Origin of the sequence: Mesorhizobium sp. BR1-1-16, assembly GCF_020165495.1 — a bacterium.
Taxonomy (GTDB): domain Bacteria; phylum Pseudomonadota; class Alphaproteobacteria; order Rhizobiales; family Kaistiaceae; genus Kaistia.
In genome coordinates this window covers 535,399-560,087 of the sequence record NZ_JAIUIE010000002.1, presented here as the reverse complement: position 1 = coordinate 560,087, position 24,689 = coordinate 535,399, and the positions used below count along the sequence as shown (strand labels likewise).

Below are 24,689 nucleotides of genomic sequence, written 5' to 3'. Positions count from 1 at the left end.
ACAGGCAAGGCTTGGCCATGCAAAGACGACGTCTGGAAATGGCGGTTGTCTAGCGTGGCCTCGCTGTCAAACAGCCATGGAGACTAATATGAAACGCCTATCATTAGCGATCGGAACGCTGCTCATCATGAGCGCACCCGCCTTGGCGGTGACCGGCGATCAGGCCCCGCCGGCACCAAAGCCAGGCAGCGCGACCATGGCGCCGATGCCGCAGCCGGGCGGCGACAAGGCCGGCTGGCATCCGATGCGCCCGCCCGGACAGCGCCCTGGAGCGCCCGAATGGAGCCTGCGCCTGGCCGAACGCCTGGCCGCAGCCGAGACGCTGATCGGCATCAAGAGCGACCAGCTCGACGCCTGGCGCGACTATACGAGCGCGCTGATCGATCTGTTCACGCCGCCGCCGGCGCCTCCCATGCCAGCCCCTGCCGATGCCGGCGCGGATAGGGCCTTTGCGCGTCAGGAGGAGATTGCACGGCGGATGAAGGACCGGGCCGCCAAGGCCGACACGCTGCTTGAGGCCATCACGGCGCTTCGCGCCAAGCTTTCGCCGCAGCAGCTTGAACGGCTCGCCACGATCAGCCTCTTTCCGCACCCGCCAATGCGCGGCCCCATGCCTGAAGGCCGCGGCCCGATGCACCGCGGGATGATGGGTGGCGGGATGATGGGCATGGGCCCGATGGGCCGAGGTGGCTGGGACCACGGTCCCGGCCCGCATGGTCCGGATGCCTTCGGGCCCGCCGATCACGGCCCGGCGATGATGAGCCCCGCCGATGGTGGCGGTCCCGATCAGGCCGGCCCTGAAGCGATGCCGGACGGTCCCGGCGAACCCGATGAGGCGCCTGAAGCGCCTGCACAGTAAATTCCTGACGGAACGTCAACCAGCTACCGCCCCACGGCCCGGTTGACAGTCAGGAATGTGGCGGCCCCCTCCTGCCCGGGAGGGGGCCGTTGCCTTTTCTGCGCCGCAGCGGGCCGAGCCGGCCGACGCGATCAGAAGCCCAGATAATCGCGCTTGCCGATCGGGACACCCTTGTGACGCAGGATGTCGTAGGCGGTGGTCACGTGGAAGAAGAAGTTGGGCACCGCGTGCTGGAAGATATAATCGCGACCGACGAACTGCTTTTCGCCGGCGCGGCTACGCAGCACGACCGTGCGATCTTCTGCACCGGCGAGCGCCGCCTGGTCGACGGTCCGGAGAAAGTCCAGCGTCCTCGCAATGCGTGACTGGAGTTCGGGGAAGGTCGTCTCCTCATCGGCAAAGCTCGGCGCCGTGATGCCGGCCAGGCGCGCGACGCAGGCCTTGGCGGTGTCGCTGGCGCGCTGCACCTGTGCGCGCAGCGGGTCCATGTCGGCGATCAGGCGCGCTTCGACCAGATCGGACGGGTCGAGGCCGCCAGCTTCCGCAAAAGCGACGCCCTTGTCGAGAATGGCGGAGAGGTTGGCGAAACCGCGCTCGAACACGGGAATAGTGACGTCATAGGCTGAAAAGGTCATGCTGCTCTCATTGGCACGGGTCATTCGCCCGCGGCGCCACGAAGGGTAAGGTCCGGGAATGACAATCCCCGCGGGGCGGGATATGGGATCACGATCGGCAGTTCGCATCAGGCGCGGAATGCCGACCTGCTTCCTGCCTCAGGGGTGGCAGTACAGCGGGCGGGGACCACAATGGCACGGATCGAGATCGTCCACACGACACGATACGACTATCGCAATCCCGTCGGCCTGATGCGGCACCGCTTGATGGTGCGGCCGGACGACAGCCACGATCTTCGCCTGCATCGGGCCAGCCTCGCCATCGACCCTCAGCCGTCGTCGATCCACTGGTCGCACGACCCGTTCAACAATTCGATCTGCCTGCTCGAATGGCCGCAGTCGATGCTGACCCGCCATCTCGAGGTCGTCTCGACGCTGGATCTCACGCATCACCCCGAAGGGCCGCCGCTGCCGCGCTTCAGCCTCGACCCAGACGCGACCGACTTTCCTTTCGCCTACGCAGCCGAGGAGATGCCTGATCTCGCGGCGCTTGTGACGCCAGCCGATGGCGATCCGGCCGGAACGGTCGCCGCCTGGGCGCAACGCTTTATCGTCGAGGGCGGAGGCCGCACACTCGGCATGATCGAGACAATGACCCATGCCATCCGGGCGGAATTCCGCTATGGCGCGCGTCATGAGGAAGGCACGCAGACCGCCGCGGAAACGCTGGCGCTCGGCTCGGGGACATGCCGCGACTTCGCCGTCCTGATGATCGAGGCGCTCCGAAGCTTCGGCCTCGCAGCCCGCTTCGTCACCGGCTATCTCTATGACGACCTCTCGGGCGAGACGCGCGGCGGCGGCTCGACACATGCGTGGTGCAGCGTCTACCTGCCCGGCGCGGGCTGGGTCGAATATGACCCGACCAACGGGCTCGTCGCCGGTTCCAATCTTATCCGGGTCGGCGTAACGCGCATCGCAAGCCAGGCAAGCCCGATCACCGGGGCATTCATAGGCGGCGACGGTGACTTCGCCGGGCTTTCCGTTGACGTCCAGGTGACGGGCCGCGCGGTTCACGGCAAGGATCACGGCGGCGAGGCGGTGCCATGAACCGTCCCGCTGATCCCGTCACGCCCGTCTCGACCGGGCGGCTTCCCTCGTCGGCCATGGTCGAGGATGCCGTCGCCGCCGCGCATCGGGCGTTTCGTGACGATCGAAACGGGGAGAACATCCAGATCTATCCGGCGCTCGCCGCGATGCCGCCGGACCTTTTCGGGATCGCCATCGTCGGGGTCAACGGGCGCATCCATGCCGCCGGCGATGCCGATCATGCCTTTGCGATCATGAGCGTCTCGAAGCCGTTCGTCTTCGCGCTGCTTTCCGACGCCATCGGCAGCGCCGCTGCGCGCGCCGAGATCGGCGTCAACGCAACGGGCCTTCCCTTCAACGCATTGGCCGCGATCGAGAACGGACCTGAAGGCCGGACCAATCCGATGGTCAATGCCGGAGCGATCGCCACCACGAGCCATGTTCCCGGCGACGGCGTCGAAGCGAAGTGGCGGTTCATCCGCGCGGGGTTGGAGCGTTTCGCCGGGCGGGCACTCACGATCAACGACGCGGTCTATCGTTCGGCCAGCCTCACCAACACGCGCAACAAGGCGATCGGCCATCTGCTCGCGACCTTCGGCCGGCTCGGCTCTGATCCGGTGGCGGCAGTCGAGCTCTATACGCGGCAATGCTCGCTGCAGGTCACGGCGCGGGATCTTGCCGCCATGGGCGCGACGCTCGCCGATGGCGGCGTGCATCCGCTGACCGGCGCGACGGTGGTCAGTAGTAGCGGCAGCCGCGACGCACTGGCCGTCATGGCGACCTCGGGGCTCTACGAGACGTCCGGCGACTGGCTGTTCGATGTAGGTCTGCCCGGCAAGAGCGGCATCGGCGGGGGCATCGTGACCGTAGCGCCCGGCAAGGGCGGTCTCGGCACGTTCGGCCCGAGGCTCGACAGCGCCGGAAACAGCGTCAAGGGTCAGCTCGCTGCGCGCTTCCTGGCCGAGCGGCTTGGCCTCAATCTGTTTGCCTCGACACCGTTCGCGGGCGGATGACCCTTAGGCCGCGCCCTCGGGCGCAAAGCTGAGCGAAGCGATGATAACTGCGATCCAGGTTCCCGGTCTGCTCACCTTCACGATCGCCATCGTGGTGTTCTTCGTCGGCTCCAGCCTCAACCGGCTGATAACGCCGCTGCAGCGCTGGAACATCCCGGAAGCGGTGACGGGCGGCATGATCGCGGCTCTCGCGACGCTCATCGCCTACAAGGTTTTCGGCGTCGAACTGAGCTTCACACTGGCGGCGCGCGACATGCTGCTGCTCTATTTCTTCACCGGCATCGGCCTCAACGCCAAATTCGCCGATCTCCTCGCCGGCGGGAGGCCGCTGATCGTGCTTCTCGTGCTGACACTCGTCTATCTCGTCATCCAGAACGTCATCGCCGCCGGCAGCGTCGCCGCGCTGGGCTTGCCATCCGGCCTCGCGCCCTTTGTCGGCTCCGCCTCGCTGATAGGCGGGCATGGCACGACGATCGCCTGGGCGCCCGTCCTTTCGGAGCGGTTCGGCGTCAGCAATCTGCTCGAAGTCGGGATCGCGACGGCAACGCTCGGGCTCGTCATCGCAAGCCTTGTCGGCGGGCCGATCGCGGGCTTCCTGATCAAGCGTCATGGCCTCTCGGGACCGGTGGGCGAGACGGCGCCCGTCGTCGGATTGCCAGCCGAGCCTGCCGACAAGCGCGACGACATCAGCCATGTCAGCCTGCTGCGCTCGATCCTCGTGATCAATGTCGTGATCCTCGTCGCCTATGGGCTCGAAGATGCGGTCGAAGCGACGGGCATCAAGCTGCCGATGTTCGTCGTCTGCCTGCTGGTCGCGATCGTCGCCACCAATCTCGTGCCGCGCCTTCTGCCGCGGCTCGCCTGGCCTTCACGCACCAAGGGGCTGGCGCTGATTTCGGATCTCGCGCTCAACGTGTTCCTGGCGATGTCGCTGATGAGCATGCAGCTCTGGACGCTGGGCGAACTCGGCCCGGCGCTGGTCGTGATCCTGACGCTGCAGACGCTGGCCGCCGTCGCCTACATCATCTTTGTCGTCTTCCCTGCGATGGGGCGCGACTATCTCGCCGCTGTCATCGCTTCGGGCTTCACCGGCATCAGCCTCGGCGCGACGCCGACCGCGATCGCCAACATGACCGCGGTGACCAAGGTTCACGGCGCGGCGGCGCGGGCCTTCATCATCCTGCCGCTGGTCTCGGCTTTCTTCATCGACATCGCCAACGCGTTCGCGATCGGCTTCATGGCTCGCTGAGACCGGCCGTCGCTAGCCGCCGTCAGTAGTCCCACTGCGCGCCGATGCCAAGTTCGCCCGAGCCGTCGCCGCCGGCCGCGCCCTGCAGGCGGATATTGCGCGTCACGTCGACATCCACCGTCACCTTGCCGGACGACGCGTTCGGCCCTTGCCTCGCGCCAACATAGACGCGGTCATTGAGGCGTTTGCCGATGCCGACCTGGCCGGTCGCGTCGACATCGAACGAGTCGACGCCGAGCGAACGGCGGACCTTGTCGAGCACGCCGGGGCCGCCGCCGGAAAACTGCGCGACGGCCTGCGCCACCTGGAGCGCCTGGCTGGCGTTCAATGTCGAGATCGACCGGCCGAACAGAATGCGCGACAGAACTTCGTCCTGTGCCAGCGCCGGGCTCGAGGTGAAGCTCACCTGCGGTGCAGACGCCCTGCCGGTGACGATGATCGACGCCGTGACGTCGCTGGTCGTGGTGGACGCGGTGAAATCGAGCGTCGGGTCGGTGCTGCCCTCGAACGTCACCTTGCCTTCGGTGAAATCGAGGCGGCGGCCGAGAAGATCGAACCGTCCCCGGCGCAGCTCGAAGCCGCCCAGCGTCACCATATTGGCCGTGGTGCCACTCAAGGTCAGATTGCCGCCGAACTCCGCGTCGATGCCCATGCCGCGCACGAACACCGAATTGCGCGCCGTAATCGTCAGATCGAGATCGGCCATAAAGGCGGGCGGTGCCGCCGCGCGGCGTGCCGTGCGTTCTGCTGTCGCGGCGGCGCGGGTCTGCGCCTGGGCGCGCAGGCCCTTTTGCGAGGGCCGCTTCTCGCCGCCGGTATTGATGTGGCGCACCTGGAGCGGATCAAGCCCGCCGCCGGGCAGCTGGTCGGCGATGTTGATGTCGAGCCTGGTGACGTCGATATTGCCGGCGATGCGGGGCCGTGTCGCGACCGGACCTTCAATCGTGATCCTGCCGCTCGCCACGAGGTTCATCAGGTCGCTGGTGATGATGTTGGCGCGGTCGAGCTCGATGCGCACATTGGCCGGGAAGCCGCGCGCCGCATCGAGACCGATGGTGCCGCTGCCGCTCAGCGAACCGCCGCGCGGCGTCGCGGCCGTCAACTGGCTGACGACGATCTGGCTGTTGGAGCCGGTGAGAACCGCCTGGATATTGGTGAGCGTCACGCCATTGACGCTGTCGGTGAAACTGGCGCCTGCAACGCGGATCGTCCCGGACGCTGCGGGCGCCGCGCTGGTGCCGCGTAGCGCCATGTCGACGGTGGCACGTCCACGGACCGTTGCGCCCTGGTTGGCGAGGAACGTATTGGCGATGCCGAGATCGATGGCACCAGCAACGCGGAGATCGAGCTGGCCAGCGGCGATCGGCGCCGAGCCGCGCACCGTGAGGCCCGAAACCGACGGCGCATTGATGGTCGCGTCGACATTGACCCTGCCACCGCCGAGCGTGCCGCGCGCCGCGATCTCGAACGGACCGATCCCCTTGGTCGCGAGATCCGCTGTCGATAGCCCCGCGACGCGAATATCGTAATTGCCGGTCGGCGCGGTGGCCGAGCCGGTAATCCGGGCGCTTCCGGAGAGGGTGCCGCGCGGATCGAGATCGGGCGCTAACAGCGCGGCGATGGAGAGCGGCAGGCTGCGGATATCGGCGGTGAGATCGAGCGTCTGGCCGACACGTCCGGCGATGGTCGCGCCGCCGCCGCCGGTCGCAAGCTGCAGGCGGTCGATGGCGACGCCGCCATCAGCCAGCGTGATCGTCGCCGGCGCCGAGAGGGTGACGGTCGTCGACCCGCGCGCCATGCGCAACTGGTCGAGGCGAATGCGGGTCGCGGCTCCGGCCGGCGTGATATTGGCCCGCGCGGCCAGTGTCGCCCCGAGCACGGCGGTGTCGAGCGTCAGGTCGGTGGTCTGGCCACGGCTTGCGGCCGTCAATGTCGCATGGTCGATACGCTGGCTGCCCGCGACGAGGCCGGCGAGGGTCGCGCGGCCATCGAGCACCGGCGTCCCGGCCGGATCGACAACGCGGAGGTCGATATCGGCGCTCTCGAGCCGATTGCCGGCGAAAGTGACATTCTGTGCGCGGCCCTTGACGGCCACCCGCTGCTGCCCGTTGGACGCATCGAGCGCGACGGTGCCGTCGAGCCGGCCGCCGATCGCAGTCAGGATCAAAGGCTCAAGGTCGCTCAAATTCCCGGCCGCGACCGTGAAAGCGCCGGTCACGAGGCTGTTCGCGCCGATCGCGGCCGATCCGGTGGCGTGAACGCTGCCAACGGAGAGATCGAGATTATCGATGCGGCGGCTGTCCGCCTCGGTCGCGAACTGCGCGCTGCCCTTGGCCGGGCGATCGGCAATGCGGCCGTCGAGCGCGAAGCTGCCATGCGGCTGACCGGTCAGGTCGGCGAGGTCGAGCGTGACGGCGAGGTCGCGGATCGGCTTGCCCATCGCTTCGGCCGAGGCAATGTCGACGCGACCTTTGAGGCCGAGCGCGGCGAGGCCGCCCGTGAAGTTCAGCTCGGCCTTGGCGCCACCCTTGACGCGCGGATCGAGGCGGCCGAGATCGGCCAGCGTCAACGTTGCGGTCAGATCGGCGGTTTCTTTGGCGATGCCGCCATTGACCGCGAGATCGAGGCCGTTGGCGGCCAGCGTCAGGTCCCTGACCGCGATCGTGCCATCGGCCGCGCGGGCGAGCGCTCCCTTGAAACGGCTGGTTCCGGCGAGGAAGCCATCGAGCGCATCGATGCCGGCTCTGACATCGCGCGTGGTCCCGTCGATATTGACCGATACGGCCGAGAAATCCTTGCCGGTGTCGATGGCCCCTTCAAGCGAAACGGTGCCGGACAGCGGGCGGTCGGTGAAGGAAGCAAAGGCCGCCAGATCGAGCCTTGGCAGCTTGAAATTGCCCTTCACGAAGGTCGGGCCGGCGGTGCCGACGAAGGCGAGTTCGAGCGGCGCGAGGTTCAACGTCGCTGCCGTCAGCGTCTGGGCGTTCGCCGAAACCGAGCCGGACGCCGAAAACCGCGCGCTGGTGCCGAGGGCCGCGGCGACTTTGGGCTGATCGGACGTCATGCCCGCCACATCGCCATTGACTACCACGGCAAGCGCATTGTCCGCTGGCGTTCCCTTGACGGTCACGTTGAGCGTGTTCGCAGCATAACCGCGGCCGGACACATCCTCCGCAGCGAGCGTTGCATCAACGGCCGGCAAGCCGAAGGGCCCGACCACATGGGCGTTCAGGCGCCAGCCTTTCCACGCAATTCCCGGGGCGAGCGCGGCAAAATGCGAGGCGTCGCCACCGACGAGATCGAAAGTGAGGTCGGCTGTCTCACGGGCGGGATCGATCGAACCGAGAAGCGCGAGTCCGAAGCCCGCAGCGGTGAGATTGAGCCCTTCGAGCTTGGTCTTGAAATCATCAGCGACGACAGCTGATCCGATCAGCGCCGTGTGGCCGCTGAAGAGCGGCCGGACATTGGCCGGCAGCAATCCATCGATCGTGCCGCCGAGATCGAGCATCACGCGGCGGCCATCGGTCAAGCTGCGAACGGCGGCCGTGCCCGAGAGCTGCCCGGACGGGCCGGCATCGAGCGCCAATGTGCCATTCCAGTCATCGAGCGGCGCGCTACCCTTCACGGTCAGCGAAAGCGGCGGCAGCCCTTCGATTTGCCCCAGTCGGGCCACCAGGCCACCGGCGGGCTCCGAGGCCGTGATATCAAGCGCCAGCACGTTCTTTCCGCCGCTCGGCGCATAGCCGATAGACCCGCGGAGCATCCCCGGGGCGTCAATTCTTTCGAGCGCGAAATCGAGATCGAGGCCCTGCGCCGGGTCGACGAGCCGCGCCGACGCATCGAGGCTGAGCTGCGCCGCCATGCCGGCGACAGGTTCGCCAAGCACGATCTCCCCGACATGGAGCTTGCCCAGCACGACGCGCAATTGCGGGATCGACGACCCGGACGACGGAGTCGCCGGCCCTGCAGGCGGGAGGACCGGCAACCGATCGAGCGCCACACGATCGGCGGCGAGACGCTCGACATTGACGGTTCCCCTCAGCAACGACAGCGGGTGCCAGACGAGTTCGAGGCCACCGAGGGCGACGAACTGGCCGCGCGTATCGGACACGGCGATCTGCCCGACGCGCATATCCGTCGGCACAAAGCCGGTCAGATCCGAAATCTCGACCGTCAAACCATCTCGGCTCGCGAGCCGACTCGCCAGATCGGCCAGCATCCGCTTGCCAGGCGTCGTCTGGATCAACGCGAAGGCCGCGACCAGCGCGATGACGAGGCCGATCACGATGACGCCGAGCCAGGCGATGATGATGCGTGCGATCCTCATCAGAAGGCCTGTCCGAGGCTCAGATAGACGCCGTAGCCGGCCTGGTCGTCGCCCTCATTGGCGACGGGAACGGCGACGTCGAGGCGTACAGGTCCGACGCCGGTGTAATAGCGCAGGCCCAGACCGACGCCGACGCCGAGATCGTTGAAATCAGGAGAGCTTCCGGCCGAGGCGGCGCCGACATCGACGAAAGGCACGATACCGATCGTGTCGGTCACCTTGATGCGCGCCTCGGCGGAGGCCGCGACATAAGAAAGACCGCCGATGATATCGCCGCGCTCGTTGTGGGGGCTCTGCGATTGATAGTCGAAGCCGCGCAGCGTGCCGCCGCCGCCAACATAGAAGCGCCGCTGCGGCGGGACATCGAAAAGCTCGGTGCCGAAGATCGACCCGGCGGCGATGCGCCCGGCCAGAATGTAGCGCTTGTCCTCGTCGAGCGCGTGATAGGCCGCGATCTGCCCCTTGACCATGGCCGGGCCGGCGCCGGCGTTGCCGAGATAGGCGAACGGCTCCACCGTTGCGGTGGCGCGGATGCCTCGCGAGGGATCGAGCAGGTTGTCGGTATTGTCATAGGTGACCGAAAGCGGCACGCCGGCAATATTGTAGTCGTTGGTGCCGTAGCTGTCCTGGACGCTCGAAGTCTCCAGGTCGATGCCGGCGGAAACAGAAAGCTGATCGCTGATCGTCCGCTTGATAGAGGCGTTGACGGTCACCGCCTCGCGGACATAGGCGTCGGTCACCTCACGCAGCACCGCCGCCTCGGCCGCGAGATCGTCGGCAGTGGTAATGATGCCGGGCTTGGTGAAGGTGGCAGCGAATTTGTAGCCGAAGGGGCTGGCGTCCGGCACGGAGTCCGGCACCTGGCCATACCAGGATACCTGCCCATCGAGCCGCAACGTCTCGGCACCGCCGAAGAGATTGCGGTGACCCCAATAGGCGTTGATTGAAGACCCGTCGGAAGTCGAATATTTGGCGCCAAAGCCGACATAGCGCGGCTTGCGCTCGGTGACCTCGATATCGATGGGAACGCGTCCCTGCGCGTCGGCCTTGTCGCCCTCGACGATGCGAACGCCCGAGATCGCGTCATATTTCAGCAGCGAGCGGCGCGTATCGGCCAGGCGCTTCTGCGAGAACATCTCGCCCGGGATGATGCGGACGCGGTCTTCCACGAAGCTCTTCTTCAGCCGGTCCGTGCCGGTGACGGCCACGGCGCCGAAGGTGGCCGGCCGGCCGGTCGCCACATAGAAATCAACGTCGACGATGCGCCGCGCATGGTCGGCGACGACATCCTTGTCGACGATCTTGGCGAAGGCATAGCCCCGGTCGCGGTAGAAATTGGTGATCCGGCTCTCAGCGGCGAGGATTGCGGTCGATTGTGCCGTCCGGCCTGGAATGATGCCAAGCTCGCGCAAGGTCGGCACATCGGCGATCGGCTTTTCCTTGTCGGCGTCGAGCAGCCGCACGGTACCGAAGGTGAAGATCGGCCCGGGGTTCACAGTTACAGTGACGGGGACCGGGCCCGCCTTGCGCGCCGTCTCGATCGCAGCCAGCGCTCCGTCGCTTTCAACAGGAACGCCGGCAACCGTGATCGCGATCTGGCCGGCATAATAGCCTTGTGAATAGAGCGCCGCCGTCAGCAGATCAAAATCCGAGCGTGCACGGCGGAGAAGCCCGGCCGAGCCCGATGGCGGCGACCGACGCAGGTTCTGCAGGCCTGAAGCGCCCTTGATCGTGCCGCGTAGCGACCGCCCTGCATCGACGACCTCGATCGTGACCGCATAGGGCGTCGCATCGACAACCGGCTCGCTCTTGGACTGGCCGAACAGGCCGCGCACGCGATCCATGAAGCTCGGCGAATCGTCGGCCGCGAGCGCGGCGCCCGAGAAGGCGGCTATGAGGACAAGCGTCAGCGCCACCATCCGGCCATGCGCGGATCGGCGTTGTCTTCCCTTGGTTCTGGGCGCCTGATCCTTCAACGCAACGCCTACCTATCCGAGTTCAACAACATCGCCGGACCGCATCGCGGCAGCTCCCTGCTATGCGTGATTGCGGTTAATACCGGGTATAGCAACAGCAATCGACCCCTCGCGATCCACGCTCCGAGCCGCGCCGGCAGAACTCCGCCTCCTCCGAAAGACTAACCCGAAGCGTCGCCGGAGGCGACATCGTTTGGCCGTGCCCCGGCATTTCAGCGCTTTGCTGCCCCTGGTCCAGCCGTCACTATGACAAATCGGCCACGGCATCGATCGATGATCCGGACGCTTTACAAGAGACGCCAATTCGACATTGCATCGTTGCTTGCCTGTCCTTTAAAAGCGGTCATTCGCTCGGACCCGGTGAAAGCCCGGGTGGCTCTTCCGGCCGCCAATCCGCCGGACAACGCACAAGACGAGAACAACCCGCGCCGGTTTTCCGGCGGGTCGTTTGTTGCGGAAACCATCCCATGCCCTCTTTCAATACCGTTCGACGCGGTTGGTTCGCCAACCCGCGCACCGACATCCTGTCCGGCATCGTCGTGGCCCTTGCGCTGATCCCCGAAGCGATCGGCTTCTCGGTCATTGCCGGCGTCGATCCCAAGATCGGGCTCTATGCCTCGGTGGTCATCGCCATCGTCATCGCCTTCACCGGCGGCCGCCCGGCGATGATCTCCGCCGCTACCGCCGCCACCGCCGTGCTGATGGGCCCGCTCGTGCGGGAACACGGCCTGCACTATCTCTTCGCGGCGACCATCCTGATGGGCCTCTTCCAGATCGCCGCCGGCTATCTGAAGCTCGGCCGGCTGATGCGCTTCGTTTCCCAATCGGTGATGACCGGCTTCGTCAACGCCCTGGCGATCCTCATCTTCATGGCGCAGCTGCCGGAACTCATCCATGTTCCGCTGGCGACTTACGGGCTCATCGCGCTCGGCCTCGCCATCATCTACCTCTTCCCGCTCGTGACGCGGGCGGTGCCGGCGCCGCTGGTCGCGATCGCCGTGGTGACGATCCTTTCGGTTGTGCTGCATCTCGATGTGCGCACGGTTTCGGACCTTGGCGAACTGCCCTCGACGCTGCCGAGCTTCGGCCTTCCCCAGGTGCCCTACACGTTCGAGACGCTGCGCATCCTGCTGCCGATCGCCCTGACTTTGGCGGCGGTGGGCCTGCTTGAATCGTTGCTGACGGCGCAGATCGTCGACGACATGACGGATACGCCGAGCGACAAGAACCGCGAATGCCGTGGCCAGGGCTTCGCCAATATCGCCTCGGCGCTGTTCGGCGGCATGGGCGGCTGCGCAATGATCGGCCAGTCGGTCATCAATGTCTCATCGGGCGCGCGCGGCCGGCTTTCGACGCTGGTCGCCGGCGTCTTCCTGCTGGTGCTGCTGGTCGCCCTGCAGGACCTTCTCGCCATCGTGCCGGTCGCGGCGCTCACCGCCGTGATGATCATGGTGTCGATCAACACCTTCTCGTGGCGGTCGCTGGCAAGGCTGCGCACCAATCCCGTGCCGTCCTCCGTCGTGATGCTCGCGACGGTCGCGACCGTGGTGGCGACGCATGACCTTGCCAAGGGCGTGCTCGTCGGCGTCCTGCTCTCGGGCGTCTTCTTTGCCGGCAAGGTCTCGAAGCTCAGCCGCGTGACGTCCGGTCTCTCGGAAGACGGCACGACACGGGTCTATGTCGTCGAGGGCCAGGTGTTCTTCGCCTCAGCCGGCACATTCGTCGATGCGATCGACTTCATCGAGGAGGTCGACCGGATCGTGCTCGACCTCCGCGGCGCCCATTTCTGGGACATCTCAGCCGTCGGTGCGCTTGACAGGGTCGTGCTCAAGGCCCGGCGCCATGGCAAGGAAGTCGACATCATCGGGCTGAACAACGCCAGCGCCAGCATGGTCGAACGCTTCGCCGTGCACGACAAGGAAGGCGCCGACGCCGCGAGCCCGGCTCACTGATTGACAGGCGCGCGGCGCGCCGACGCCAGCAGGCCGAAGCCGATCACCGGGATCAGGATATCGGTCCAGAAGATCGCGCCCGCATTGCCGGGCGCGAAATTGCCGGTCGTGACCATCTGGTAGACATGGCCAGCGGCCGCACCCAGCAGGAAGATCGCCGGTCCGAGGATCGCGGCGAGCCGGAGGTCGTAGCTTCGGAACGCCGCCAGGAAGCCGACGACCGCGAAGCCGAGGCTGGCCACGCCGACTTCGAACTGGAACGGGCTGTCCGGCCAGCCGATGAAGGACGCCGCGATCTTCCCGAACAGGCTGTGCATGACGAAGTTGTAGAGGAAGCTGACGCCGATCGAAAAGAACACGAACCAGCACAGAAGCTTCTCGATGACGACGGCTCTGGCGACAGGCTTCGGCGACCTGGCGATCGCGACAAGCGAAACGACGAGGCCAAGGACGAGAAAGCTCAGCGTGAAATTGCTGAGCAGGAACCTGATGAGCCCGCTGATCACGTCCGACATCCTGAGACCTCCCCCAACAGCCTTCGAGGATCAGGGCCGAGGCCGCCTCGTTTTCCGGCCGTGATCATCAGCCGGCATTGGCCAGTCGGCAAGCGTGATCCAGAAGGTCTTCGCCAACAGCGCGCTCCAGCCCGCGGCCACGGGTGTTTGCGGCGAGCAGCATGAAGCCGGGCCGGCCGTCCGGCAGCGTCGTCCCGGCGATGACGAGCGTCATGTCGGCCATCGATCGCCGCGCCAGAGGCAGGCCGTCATGCATGAGCTTGAAGGGGTTCATTGTCTTGAAGGACGAAGCGCTCACCTGACGGGCCCAATAGCGGCCGCCGAAAAGCGGAAGGGGAACGCGGGTCCAACTGTCGCCGATCCGCGGGCCGAAGCGGGCCAGCGCCGCGACGACGCGTGGTCGCAGGCAGTCGACATGGATGTGCAGGCGGTCCTGGCTGCGGCTCGGCCGCGAATTGACGGCCATGCCGAGAGCGGTGCGGCCAGGATCGCGCGGCAATGCTGCGACGACGTAGCGGCTGGCCGCCCATGCATCCTGAAACAAGGGCGGCGCATCGGCCCCGAGAAGGTCTGGACTTTCGATGCCGGTGATCGGCGTCGTTGGAACGAGCAGGACCTCGCTGCGACCAAGCGGTGGACGGATCACGGCGTAGCCATCACCCTTGCCGTCGGCGAGATCGACCGCCAGGCAGGGAAAGGGAACATGCAGCGTGCGCGTAGCGATGACGCAGCTGTCCACCGAGAGCGCGAGCGCGTTGCGGCTATGCGCCTCGATCGGCTCGATCGCCAGAAGGGCAGCCATGGCGAAGCCGGCACCAAGCACGGCGCCAAGGCTCGCCATCCGGACGAGGTAGCTCATCCTGCCAGGCCTGCCGCGCAATCCGGCGCCAAGGAAGCCTGCCACGCCTCGTGGAAAATCTGTAGAGAGAGTCATGACAAGGCACTGCCGCATCGTTCATCGGGCTGTCAACATAGCGGCCGATGATCGCGTTCTCGGCATCCCTCTCTCACTGGCACGGCGATTGCTCGGAATTATGGCGAGGCCAGCGCCTGCACCGCCGGTTTCGAGCACGCTCCCTGCATTACCTCCGTCCAGCTCGCCCGACCAGACAGCTGGCTTCCTCTCAACCTTGATGACCGGAATCCCATGAACGCCAGCAACGATTTCGACATGATCGTCATCGGCAGCGGCCCGTCCGGCCGGCGCGCCGCCGTGCAGGCGGCCAAGATCGGCAAGAGCGTGCTAGTGGTCGAGAAGGGCCGGCGCGTCGGCGGTGTTTCCGTCCATACCGGCACGATCCCTTCGAAAACGCTGCGCGAGACCGTGCTCAATCTTTCCGGCTGGCGCGAACGCGGCTTCTATGGCCGCTCCTATCGCGTCAAGCAGAACATTAGCGCCGGCGACCTGATGGCGCGGCTGCATAAGACGCTCGACCACGAGGTCGAAGTGCTCGAGCACCAGTTCAGCCGCAACGGCGTCTCGACCGCCAACGGCTCCGGCCGCTTCCTGTCGCCACACGAGATCGAAGTGACGGGCGAGACGGGTGAAAGCCGCGTCTACAACGCCGGGCATATGCTGATCGCCTGCGGCACGCGGCCCTTCCGGCCGGACTATGTGCCGTTCAACGGCATCAACGTCTTCGACAGCGACGAGATCATCGAACTGCCGAAGCTGCCGCGCAGCCTCGCCGTCATCGGGGCCGGCGTCATCGGCGTCGAATATGCGACGATCTTCAGCGCGCTCGATGTATCCGTGACGCTGATCGAGCCCCGCAACAGCTTCCTCGACTTCATCGACAAGGAGCTGATCGAGGAGTTCATGCACGAGCTCCGCGACCGCAACGTCGCCTTGCGGCTTGGCGCAGCCGTGCAGTCGATCAATGTCAACGACACCGGCAAGGTGGTCACGTCGCTTGCCGATGGGCGGCTGGTGACGACCGACATGCTACTGTTCGCCGCTGGACGGGTTGGCGCAACCGAAACGCTCAATCTCGACGCGGTCGGCATCAAGACCGACCATCGCGGCCGGATCGTCGTCGAGGCGAACACGATGCAGACATCGGTGCCTCATATCTATGCAGCGGGCGATGTGATCGGCTTTCCTAGCCTCGCCTCGACATCGATGGAGCAAGGCCGCGTCGCCGCATGCCACGCCTTCGGGCTCCAGCCGCCGCCGCCGCCGGAGTTCTTCCCTTACGGCATCTATTCGGTGCCGGAAATCTCCACCGTCGGCATGACCGAGGAAGAGGTGCGCAAGCGCGAGATTCCCTATGAGTGCGGCATCGCGCGCTTCCGCGAGACTTCGCGCGGCCACATCATGGGGCTCAATACCGGCATGATGAAGATGATCTTCTCGACCAAGACGCGCCGTCTGCTCGGCGTGCATATCGTCGGCGAGGGAGCGACCGAGCTGATCCACATCGGCCAGGCGGTGCTGAACCTCAAAGGCACGATCGACTATTTCATTGAGAACACCTTCAACTACCCGACGCTTGCCGAGGCCTACAAGATCGCCGGCCTCGACGCCTGGAACCGCATGGCAAGGCCTTAGGCCTCACCCCGATCCGATCAGGCATCATCGAGGACGCCTTGCCCTCCAGCGCAGGGCGCATCCAGTTGGAACACAGCTATCAATTTGGCTGAGGCTCGCCTAGTGATCGGGGCGTCGGGGCAATGCCGTCGATTTCGATGGCGCCGGACGTTCGGATCCCGCCACGACACGTGTTTCTCGGGGAGTGCATTCAATGCTGTTCGACGGTGGTTTCACCTTCAGCAATTTCATTGCCGACGTCTTCGCCATCTTCATCTTCATCATGTGGTTCTGGTTGCTGATGACCGTGATCAGCGATCTTTTCCGTCGCCATGACGTATCGGGCGGCCTGAAGGTCATCTGGGTGATCGCGCTGATCATCCTGCCTTACATCGGCATCTTCGCCTATCTGCTGACGCAGGGCCGCGGCATGGCCGAGCGCAACCAGGAGCGGGCCAAGCACGCTCAGGAGCAGCTCCGTCACATCGTCGGCTACAGCTCGGCCGATGAGATCGAGAAGCTCGGCAAGCTCAAGGCGTCGGGCGCGCTCACCGAGGCGGAATATACCCGCCTCCGCGCACGCGTCGTCGCCTAACGGCACAAAGTCAGGCAGTCCGACTGGAAGGCCGCCGGCTCCTCCGCGCCGGCGGCCTTTGTTCTTGCCGGCCAGATGAAGGGGACGCGGGGACGATTACCCGGCATCCGCTGCCGTTGCCACCGGCGCCAAGGTGTCGAGCTCGGCGTCGTCAAAAAGCCGCGAGCGGGTAAGGAAGCGGACTTCGCGGCCGTTTTCGAGCGAGAACATGCCGCCTCGCCCCGGCACGACATCGATGATCAGCTGCGTGTGGCGCCAATAGTCGAACTGCGACGCCGTCATGAAGAACGGCACGCCGTCGATCTCGCCGAGCCGGATATCCGTATCACCGACGATGTAGTCTCCCTTCTGGAAACACATCGGCGAGGAGCCATCACAGCAGCCTCCGGACTGATGAAACAGGATGTCGCCGTAGTCCCGCCGCAGCGTGCGGAGGAGGGAAATGGCGGCGGGCGTTGCAGTGACGCGGGGTATGCACGCGGCCTGATCTTCGGCCATGGGCAGCCCTCCTGTTCTGATCCGGATTGCGGGTATCGGCTCCGCTGGACATTCGGCCCGGCGAGTTCGTCGCGGCGCCCCGCGGGACGCCGCATCGGGGTGGCGGTGTGGCCTTAGAAGAAGCCGAGCTTCTTCGGGCTGTAGCTGACCAGGAGGTTCTTGGTCTGCTGGTAGTGATCGAGCATTGCCTTATGGTTTTCGCGACCGATGCCGGACTGCTTGTAACCACCGAAGGCCGCATGGGCCGGGTAGGCGTGGTAGCAATTGGTCCAGACGCGGCCGGCCTCGATGCCGCGGCCGAAGCGATAGGCGCGGTTGCCGTCGCGCGTCCACACGCCGGCGCCAAGGCCGTAAAGCGTGTCATTGGCGATGGCGAGCGCCTCTTCCTCGGTCTTGAAGGTCGTTACCGATACCACCGGCCCGAAGATCTCCTCCTGGAAGATCCGCATCTTGTTGTTGCCCTTGAAGACGGTCGGCTGGACGTAATAACCGCCGGAAAGCTCCCCTTCGAGTTCGGCGCGTGCGCCGCCGATGACGAGTTCGGCGCCTTCCTGCTTGCCGATATCGATATAGGACAAGATCTTCTCGAGCTGCTCGCTGGAGGCTTGTGCGCCCAGCATCGTCGCGCTGTCGAGCGGGCTTGCCTGCTTGATGGCGCGGATGCGCGGCAGCGCCCGCTCCATGAAGCGATCGTAGATATCCTCCTGGATCAGCGCGCGGCTCGGGCAGGTGCAGACCTCGCCCTGGTTGAAGGCGAAGAGCACGAAGCCTTCGATCGCCTTATCGAAAAAGTCGTCATCCGCTTCGGCCACATCGGAGAAGAAGATGTTCGGCGACTTGCCGCCAAGCTCCAGCGTGACCGGGATCAGGTTCTGGCTGGCATATTGCATGATCAGGCGCCCGGTCGTCGTCTCGCCGGTGAAGGCGATCTTGGCGATGCGGTTCGACGAGGCGAGTGGCTTGCCGGCCTCAAGGCCGAAGCCGTTGACGATATTGAGCACACCCGGCGGCAGCAGATCGCCGATCAACTCGGCAAGAACGAGGATCGAGGCTGGCGTCTGCTCGGCAGGCTTCAGCACCACGCAGTTTCCGGCGGCCAGCGCGGGCGCCAGCTTCCACACGGCCATCAGGATCGGGAAATTCCAGGGAATGATCTGGCCGACGACACCGAGCGGCTCATGGAAATGATAGGCGACCGTGTCGTGGTCGAGTTCCGACAGCGAACCCTCCTGCGCGCGGATTGCGCCGGCGAAATAGCGGAAATGGTCGACCGCCAAGGGTATGTCGGCATTGGTCGTTTCGCGGATCGGCTTGCCATTGTCCCAGGTCTCGGCGAGCGCCAGCAGATCGAGATTCTGTTCGAGGCGGTCGGCGATCTGGTTGAGGATCAGCGCGCGGGCCGCGACGCTGGTGCGGCCCCAGGCGACCTTGGCGGCGTGGGCTGCGTCGAGCGCAAGCTCCACATCCTCCTTCTGCGAGCGCGGGATCTCGGTGATCTTGCGGCCGTTGATCGGCGAGGTGTTGTCGAAATAGCGACCGCCGACCGGCGGGACCCACTGCCCACCGATGAAATTCTCATAGCGCGGCTTGAACGGAGCGGCGGTCTTGGCGCCAAGGAATTCGGGCTTGTTCATGGTTTCCTCCCATGGTGAACACGCCGATCCGTTCTGCACCCGCCATGCCGACGGAGCGCCTCCCCTCTGCTATTCGATGCTGCAAAGCGGTAAGTGCCTGATAGATTTCGCGCCTCGATGCCGACGCGCCTGCTTCGCCGGCTTGGCTGTGGACGCTGCCTGAATTTGCGTGCAACAGTTTCCGGAGGAACTGGGGCGTCACGCGACAAGTGTTGCAGGATGCAACAGTTGGGAGGATACGATCATGGCGCCCATCGTGACGGCCGATACTGTCCAGGCCGCGAGAAGACGTTTCTTCCTCGAGGGCGGCTCGCCGGAAGGACTGGTGGCGGCGCCGATCCTGCGCTCCTGGCAGCGTTGCTCGTCGAGCGGGCTGGACGTTGGCGATCGGCCACAGGTCGAGCCCATGAGCAGCACGGCGCTGCGCGAGGAACAGGAGCGGCATGATCTGCTGCGCCGGATCACGCGGCCGGAGATGATGGCGCTGCGCCAGGAGGCAAAGCTTACCGATAGCGTCGTGATCCTGACCGACGGCCAGGGGCTCGTGCTCGAGATGACCGGCAATCCGGAATTCGCCGGCCGCGCCTCGCGCGTCGCGCTCCGCCCCGGCGTCGCATGGAACGAAGCGGCGATCGGCACCAACGCCATCGGCACCGCGCTGGTCGAGCGACGGCCGATCGGCGTGCATGGCGGCGAGCACTTCTTCGAGCCGCACCGGATCCTGACCTGCGCCGCCGCGCCGATTTTCGATCCGCGCGGGGGGCTCGCCGGCGTGCTCGACATGTCCGGCCATGCCTCGATCCGCCATGTGCATGCGCTTGGCCTGGTGCGGATCGCCGTCGAGCAGATCGAGCATCGCCTGTTCGAGCGCGACTTCGCCGGCTGCAGCGTGCTGCGCTTTCACGAGGAGGCGGAACTGGTCGGAACGGCCCGCGAGGCCGTGCTTGTCTTCGAAGGCGAGCGGCTCGTCGGCGCCAACCGGCGTGGTCTTGGCCTCTTGAAGCTCGACTGGTCGGCGATCGACAGCGTCCGGCTGCCGGAACTGTTCGAGGCCGTCGATGTTTCGGACGAGGTCAAGGCGCTGCGGAGCCGCACCGGCAGCATCCTGCATGGCCGTTTGGCTGCCCCACCGAAATCGACACCACGACGGGTCGCCACGCAGGCGCGGGGCCCTTCCGCGCATGAGCCCGTCTTCGACGACGCGACGCGCGCAGCCCTCGAACGCGCCGTGCGGCTCGTCGAGGCAGACGTGCCGGTGCTCGTGCATGGCGAGACCGGCGCCGGCAAGGAGGTCTTCGCCCGCCGCGTCCATGCCGGTAGCCGCCGCGGCACCGGTCCGTTCGTCGCTGTCAATTGCGCCGCGCTGCCCGAAAGCCTGATCGAGGCTGAGCTGTTCGGCTATGAGGAAGGCGCCTTTACCGGCGCACGGCGGCAGGGCCAAAGCGGGCTGCTGCGCCAGGCCGATGGCGGCATTCTCTTTCTCGACGAAATCGGTGACATGCCGCTCGCGGCGCAGGGCCGCCTGTTGCGCGTCCTGCAGGAGCGACAGGTGGTGCCGCTCGGGGGTGGAGCCGCGATTCCGGTCGATTTTGCTCTGCTGTGCGCAACCCATCGGCCGCTGGCGGCGCTGGTCGAGACCGGCGGCTTTCGGTCGGATCTTTATTTCCGCATCGCGCAATATGTCGTCGAATTGCCGGCGCTGCGCTCAATCGCCGACCGCGAGGCCGTGATCCGCCGCGTCTGGACCGGGCTTGGCGGGGATGAGGCGGACGTGGCGTTGACAGACGAAACGCTCGCGGCGCTCGCCGCCTATGACTGGCCGGGGAATTTCCGCCAGCTTGCTGGCATGCTCAAGGCGCTGCTGGCTCTCGCCGAACCGGGCGAACCGCTGCGGCTTGCAGCCCTGCCGGCTGAAATCATCCAGCACCGGCCCCAGTCCGGCGCGGTGCCACGGCTTCCACCGGAGACCTCACCGGAGAATGGGAGTCTTTCCGCCCTGACCCTCGATGCCATGGCGCGGGCGGTCGAGGAATGCGGCGGCAATGTCTCGCGCGCGGCGCGCAAGCTCGGCATCGACCGTTCGACGCTCTATCGCCGGCTGATCTGGCGGAGCGGCGGGCCGGAGACCCGCCGTCCCTCTTGATATCCAGGCCTCAGCCGAAGCGGTTGGTGCCCGGCGTACCTGGCTTCAGATACCAGTAGAGCAGGATCAGAGCGCCGATCAGCGGAATGAGCGTCAGGAAAATCCACCAGCCGCTGCGATCGGTGTCATGCAGACGGCGGACGGTGACGGCGAGATTGGGCAGGATGGTCGCGAGCGACCAGAGGCCCGAGATCGGACCGGCGGATTGCAGCGTGTCATAATGCCAGCCGAAGGCGCTATCGAGCGCATAGGCGATGATGCTGACGATGACGGTGAACAGCACCCACCACCAGAATTCGGACCGCGGGGCGCGGCCTGAGAATGTCACGTATTTTGAAAAGACGGTCTTCACCGCCGTCGTCATGTTCATGGATCAGCTCCCTTTGTGAGCGCAGTCCCCGTCCTGCGCTTCCAGCCCTCTACCGGCCTGACGCAGGCTGCGACAAACCGGACAACCGCGATTCTCGCATCGAAGTCTGAAGAGTTCGTCAGCCGCGGCCGCGGCTTTTCGTGCCTGCGGCCGGACTGCAACAGCCAGACGATTTCTCCACAGGCAGGAAGCGCGGAATCGCGCGGCTCCGCGCTTTTCGTCGGCGGGCCCAAAGGGCTCACAACCCTTCGTTAACGCTGTGCTCCGTATGCCTTGGGGGTCAACAACGGACTCCAGAGCCTCTGAGCGCAAGGTCTTCGGCATCATGCGATCTCCACCGCGTCCCCCTCATTCTCCGGACAGTTCGGCTCCCGGGAGCGCTTCGCTCTCCGGCCGCGCCAACGAGAACGGCGCAGCCGACGATAAGGGCCGCCCCGAGCGCGGCACGCTGCATCTGCGACGGCCGATCGACGCCCGCCCAGATGCGGGCAAACCGAATGCCGGAAAGCCCGATCCCTTCCAGCTCCGCGCGGAAGATCTGGCCTCGCTCGACACCGTGCCGAGCTGGCTCCGGCCGTTCACGACGACGCCGACAAGCCGCTTCACGCGGACGCCGGACTATCTGATGCGGCCGCGCGACGAGGAGGCGGCGCCGCTGCCGATGCCCCCGCGCGTCACGCCATCTGCCCCGATGACCCGCCTGCATCCGCCGGCGCGCGGCCCCGCCGCCCCGAGCCGGCGCGTTCCGCCGACGCCGCCCGTGATCGAGGACCATCCCGCAGCAGAGATCGCTGCGACCGAGCCGGTCGTTTCGACTGAGCCGGTCATACCTGCTGAATCGGCGGAGCCTTTGATGGACGGCATCGAGACACCCGCCTCCATCCGCCGCATCGCGCGCTTGATCCGCACCGACATCGCGGCGCCGCCAGCCCGCATCGCCGAGCAGGACGACGAGCCACTGCCGCCGGAGAGCCATGCCGAGCGGCGCGCCGAGGCGCGAGCCATCGAATTGAGCCTGCCCGACAGCATCGCGCCGACCATCCTGCCGATCGAACCGCCACTGCGCGCCACGGTCCGCGTCTCCTTCGTCTGGCCCGTCGATGATGGCGTGCAGGACGAACCGGACATGGATACCGCCGGCTCAGAGGCGATCGAGCTGCCGCCGCTGAAGCCACAGCCCGTGGCTGCCGCACCGGTACGACCCGCCGTCGTGCGGGAAGCCCCCGCTGCGTCCGTTGCCGTGACACCGGTTGCGGTGGCGCCGGTTCCGATCGTGCCTGTCGTTGAGGCGCCGAAGGCCGCCGCGCCGCTGGTGGCGGATGCTACCCCTACGGTAACGACGGTCGCGCGGCCGCATGTGATCGCCGGCAACGACGACTACGAATTCCCCTCGCTTGAGCTTCTCGCGAAACCGCCGCTGGTCGAGCCGGATTCAGAGCTTTCCGAGGAGGCTCTCGTCCGCAATTCGACGACGCTGCAGCAGACGCTGCGCGACTTCGGTGTGCGCGGCGAGATCATCGACGCCAATCCCGGACCCGTGGTCACGCTCTACGAGCTGGAACCGGCGCCGGGCACCAAGTCATCCCGCGTCATCGCCCTTTCGGCCGATATCGCCCGCTCAATGAGCGCCGTCTCGGCCCGCGTCGCGGTGGTCGAGGGACGCAACGTCATCGGCATCGAGTTGCCCAATCACCGCCGCGAGACGGTGTGGCTGCGCGAATTGCTGGAGAGCCATGAATTCACCGAGGCCCGGGCCAAGCTCGGCATCTGCCTCGGCAAGACGATCGGCGGCGAGTCGGTGATCGTCGACCTCGCCAAGATGCCGCATCTGCTCGTCGCCGGCACGACCGGTTCGGGCAAGTCGGTGGCGATCAACACCATGATCCTGTCGCTGCTCTACCAGTATCGCCCCGAGGCGTGCCGGCTGATCATGATCGACCCGAAGATGCTGGAACTCTCCGTCTATGACGGCATCCCGCATCTCCTGACGCCCGTCGTGACCGACCCCAAGAAGGCCGTCGTTGCGCTCAAATGGGCGGTGCGCGAGATGGAGGAGCGCTATCGCAAGATGTCGCGCCTCGGCGTCCGCAACATTGACGGCTTCAATGCCCGCGTCGCGGAAGCCCGCGAGAAGGGCGAAGTCATCACGCGCCAGGTGGCAACCGGCTTCGACAAGGACACCGGCGACATCACGCATGAAGAAGAGGTGATGGACCTCTCGGCGCTGCCCTATATCGTCGTTATCGTCGACGAGATGGCCGACCTGATGATGGTCGCCGGCAAGGACATCGAAGGCGCCATCCAGCGCCTTGCCCAGATGGCCCGCGCCGCCGGCATCCACATCGTCATGGCGACGCAGCGCCCGTCGGTGGACGTCATCACCGGAACGATCAAGGCCAACTTCCCGACGCGCATCTCCTTCCAGGTGACGTCGAAGATCGACAGCCGCACCATTCTCGGCGAAATGGGCGCCGAGACGCTACTCGGCCAGGGCGACATGCTTTACATGGCCGGTGGCGGCCGCATCCAGCGCGTGCACGGACCCTTCGTCTCGGATCACGAGGTCGAGAAGGTCGTCGCGCATCTGAAGATGCAGGCACGGCCTGAATATCTCGACGCCGTCACCTCGGACGAGGAGGACGAGGACGAGGCGGCAGCACCCGCCGAGGACAGCGCCGTGTTCGACAAGGGCTCGTTCGGCGACGACAGCTCCGATGCCTATGATCAGGCCGTGGCCATCGTGCTGCGCGACAAGAAGGCCTCGACTTCCTACATCCAGCGTCGCCTGCAGATCGGCTACAACCGAGCCGCCTCGATCATGGAGCGCATGGAGAAGGAAGGCATCGTCGGCCCCGCCAACCATGCGGGCAAGCGCGAGATCCTTCGCGAGATGCGCTGACGCCGAGGCCCGGGCGTCCCGATCCTCCGCGAACCCTCTCCCGCCAAAGGGAGAGGGAAATGTCCGTCCGAGACCTCCTGACCCCGCATGTGCGTGGCCTTGGCCGGACAGCAATCGGTCTCCTCTTCGAGACCGCAAGGCAAACCCTCAGCCAATGGCCAAGTTCAAGCTCCGCCCCAGCCTGTTGTAAAATGCAACAACTCTTGCTGCCCTGAGACTTTGGGAGCGGACCGCTCGATATGTCTCCGGGCATTTAATCTATATTGCCCTTGAAGAATGTGTTCGATCCGCACTGACGCGATTGACAAAAGTCGAACATCCTCTTCTGCTGTCGTCAGGGGATTCTTTACTGGAGCAAACGGCGCGGCCCATCTCAACGAGGCTGAGTAGATCCCCTGGGGAATACCGACACGGCAGCCAGTCAGGGAG

17 protein-coding genes and 1 other annotated feature are annotated in these 24,689 nt (G+C 65.9%); of the genes, 9 read left to right on the top strand and 8 right to left on the bottom strand.

The genetic code is table 11. The features are described 5' to 3' along the window. The first annotated feature begins 88 nt into the window (after nt 1–88). Complete coding sequence (locus LB518_RS08430) at nt 89–859, top strand: hypothetical protein (RefSeq protein ID WP_224575642.1); 771 nt, start codon at nt 89–91, stop codon at nt 857–859. A 131-nt stretch (nt 860–990) separates the two neighbouring features. Here the strand turns inward: LB518_RS08430 and LB518_RS08425 are convergent, their stop codons facing one another. Further along, on the bottom strand, nt 991–1,494 hold the full coding sequence (locus LB518_RS08425) for a DUF1993 domain-containing protein (protein WP_224575639.1): 504 nt from the start codon (nt 1,492–1,494) through the stop codon (nt 991–993). A gap of 171 nt (nt 1,495–1,665) precedes the next feature. Between LB518_RS08425 and LB518_RS08420 the strand changes: the two genes are divergently transcribed. From LB518_RS08420 to gltS, 3 genes are read left to right on the top strand one after another with little or no spacing between them, the layout of a single operon-like run. Next, nucleotides 1,666–2,580 (top strand): transglutaminase family protein, encoded by a 915-nt coding sequence (locus tag LB518_RS08420; protein ID WP_224575637.1) that lies wholly within the window; start codon nt 1,666–1,668, stop codon nt 2,578–2,580. Continuing rightward, a complete protein-coding gene (gene glsA, locus LB518_RS08415) occupies nt 2,577–3,572 on the top strand; it encodes a glutaminase A (protein ID WP_224575626.1) in 996 nt (331 codons plus the stop codon). The genes LB518_RS08420 and glsA overlap by 4 nt, the downstream gene beginning before the upstream one ends. 43 nt (nt 3,573–3,615) lie before the next feature. Beyond that, on the top strand, nt 3,616–4,821 hold the full coding sequence (gltS, locus tag LB518_RS08410) for a sodium/glutamate symporter (RefSeq protein ID WP_224575784.1): 1,206 nt from the start codon (nt 3,616–3,618) through the stop codon (nt 4,819–4,821). A gap of 22 nt (nt 4,822–4,843) precedes the next feature. Here the strand turns inward: gltS and LB518_RS08405 are convergent, their stop codons facing one another. Together LB518_RS08405 and LB518_RS08400 are read right to left on the bottom strand one after the other, a co-directional pair. Next, nucleotides 4,844–9,148 carry a translocation/assembly module TamB domain-containing protein gene (locus tag LB518_RS08405; protein ID WP_224575625.1) on the bottom strand — a complete coding sequence of 1,435 codons (4,305 nt, stop codon included), beginning with the start codon at nt 9,146–9,148 and terminating at the stop codon, nt 4,844–4,846. Further along, nucleotides 9,148–11,067, bottom strand: coding sequence for an autotransporter assembly complex protein TamA (locus LB518_RS08400; protein ID WP_224575624.1), 1,920 nt, complete (start codon nt 11,065–11,067; stop codon nt 9,148–9,150). Before LB518_RS08400 ends, LB518_RS08405 begins: the two co-directional genes overlap by 1 nt. A 407-nt stretch (nt 11,068–11,474) precedes the next feature. Next, nucleotides 11,475–11,530: a sequence feature (sul1 is cis-regulatory element that is thought to sense ions involved in sulfur or methionine metabolism; They are found in Alphaproteobacteria), on the top strand. Between the two features lie 61 nt (nt 11,531–11,591). On the opposite strand from LB518_RS08400, the gene LB518_RS08395 reads away from it, so the two are divergent. Next, nucleotides 11,592–13,076, top strand: coding sequence for a SulP family inorganic anion transporter (locus tag LB518_RS08395; protein ID WP_224575623.1), 1,485 nt, complete (start codon nt 11,592–11,594; stop codon nt 13,074–13,076). Here the strand turns inward: LB518_RS08395 and LB518_RS08390 are convergent. Next, a complete protein-coding gene (locus tag LB518_RS08390) occupies nt 13,070–13,591 on the bottom strand; it encodes a DUF6790 family protein (RefSeq protein ID WP_224575622.1) in 522 nt (173 codons plus the stop codon). The genes LB518_RS08395 and LB518_RS08390 overlap by 7 nt on opposite strands. A gap of 67 nt (nt 13,592–13,658) precedes the next feature. Next, nucleotides 13,659–14,450: a CDP-diacylglycerol diphosphatase gene (locus LB518_RS08385; protein WP_224575621.1), complete on the bottom strand. Its 792-nt coding sequence runs from the start codon at nt 14,448–14,450 to the stop codon at nt 13,659–13,661. A gap of 288 nt (nt 14,451–14,738) precedes the next feature. Between LB518_RS08385 and sthA the strand changes: the two genes are divergently transcribed. Both sthA and LB518_RS08375 read left to right on the top strand, forming a co-directional pair. Next, nucleotides 14,739–16,142, top strand: coding sequence for a Si-specific NAD(P)(+) transhydrogenase (sthA, locus tag LB518_RS08380; protein ID WP_224575620.1), 1,404 nt, complete (start codon nt 14,739–14,741; stop codon nt 16,140–16,142). A gap of 193 nt (nt 16,143–16,335) precedes the next feature. Continuing rightward, nucleotides 16,336–16,716 (top strand): SHOCT domain-containing protein, encoded by a 381-nt coding sequence (locus LB518_RS08375; protein WP_224575619.1) that lies wholly within the window; start codon nt 16,336–16,338, stop codon nt 16,714–16,716. Between the two features lie 96 nt (nt 16,717–16,812). On the opposite strand, the gene LB518_RS08370 is transcribed toward LB518_RS08375, so the two are convergent. Both LB518_RS08370 and adh read right to left on the bottom strand, forming a co-directional pair. Next, complete coding sequence (locus tag LB518_RS08370) at nt 16,813–17,214, bottom strand: DUF779 domain-containing protein (RefSeq protein ID WP_224575618.1); 402 nt, start codon at nt 17,212–17,214, stop codon at nt 16,813–16,815. Between the two features lie 113 nt (nt 17,215–17,327). Then, a complete protein-coding gene (gene adh / locus LB518_RS08365) occupies nt 17,328–18,848 on the bottom strand; it encodes an aldehyde dehydrogenase (RefSeq protein ID WP_224575617.1) in 1,521 nt (506 codons plus the stop codon). A 244-nt stretch (nt 18,849–19,092) separates the two neighbouring features. On the opposite strand from adh, the gene LB518_RS08360 reads away from it, so the two are divergent. Further along, the gene (locus LB518_RS08360) at nt 19,093–20,991 is read left to right on the top strand and encodes a sigma-54-dependent Fis family transcriptional regulator (protein WP_224575616.1); all 1,899 of its coding nucleotides are present in this window, start codon (nt 19,093–19,095) and stop codon (nt 20,989–20,991) included. A gap of 10 nt (nt 20,992–21,001) precedes the next feature. Here LB518_RS08360 and LB518_RS08355 read toward each other — a convergent pair whose 3' ends face one another. Further along, complete coding sequence (locus LB518_RS08355) at nt 21,002–21,361, bottom strand: DUF805 domain-containing protein (protein ID WP_224575614.1); 360 nt, start codon at nt 21,359–21,361, stop codon at nt 21,002–21,004. Nucleotides 21,362–21,686: 325 nt separating this feature from the next. On the opposite strand from LB518_RS08355, the gene LB518_RS08350 reads away from it, so the two are divergent. Next, a complete protein-coding gene (locus LB518_RS08350; RefSeq protein WP_224575612.1) occupies nt 21,687–24,260 on the top strand; it encodes a DNA translocase FtsK in 2,574 nt (857 codons plus the stop codon). The last annotated feature ends 429 nt before the right edge of the window (nt 24,261–24,689 follow it).